This is a genomic window from Sphingomonas sp. CCH9-F2, from assembly GCF_001556735.1.
GTDB classification, from domain to species: Bacteria; Pseudomonadota; Alphaproteobacteria; order Sphingomonadales; family Sphingomonadaceae; genus Sphingomonas; species Sphingomonas ginsenosidimutans.
Map to the genome: position 1 here is coordinate 1 of NZ_LSJO01000149.1, position 723 is coordinate 723.

Consider the following 723-nt stretch of genomic DNA (forward strand, 5'->3'; position numbering starts at 1 on the left):
AGATCAGCCGCGAGAACGGCAAGCGGCGCGTGGTGGTGCAAGCCAACGTGCGTGGCCGCGACGTCGGATCCGTCGTGGCGGATGCGCAGGCGGCGATCGGCAGCCAACTCCGGCTGCCTGCCGGCACCTATCTCGAATGGGGCGGCCAGTTCGAGAACCTCCAATCGGCAAGCGAACGGCTGAAGCTGGTCATTCCGGCTTGCTTCATCTTGATCCTGCTGCTCCTCTACGGGGCGTTGGGATCGGTCCGCGACGCCGCGATCGTGTTCACCGGCGTGCCTTTCGCGCTGGTGGGCGGCGTCCTGTTGCTGTTCCTGCGGGGCATGGACTTCTCGATCTCGGCGGCAGTGGGCTTCATCGCCCTCTCGGGCATCGCGGTCCTCAACGGCCTCGTCATGGTCAGCTCGATCCAAGATCTGATCCGATCAGGGATGAGCCGCGAGGAAGCCGCGCATGTTGGCGCGATGCAGCGTCTGCGACCCGTCATCATGACCGCGCTAGTCGCCAGCCTCGGCTTCGTGCCGATGGCGCTGGGCGAAGGCGCCGGCGCAGAGGTTCAAAAGCCTTTGGCGACGGTCGTCATCGGCGGTCTGATCTCGGCGACGCTTCTTACGCTGTTCGTGCTGCCGACACTCTATGCCCGGTTCGGGCAGAAAGTGATCGAGAAACCCGAGCACTACAATGAGGAGCATGAAGGGGACGACCACGGTCAGACCTTCGTGA

Annotated in this window: 1 protein-coding gene; it reads left to right on the top strand. The window is 64.3% G+C overall.

Annotated features, from left to right (window positions below; translation table 11 throughout):
- Positions 1-723: efflux RND transporter permease subunit (locus AX685_RS04385; protein ID WP_156445664.1), on the top strand; the 723-nt coding region annotated here is incomplete at both ends.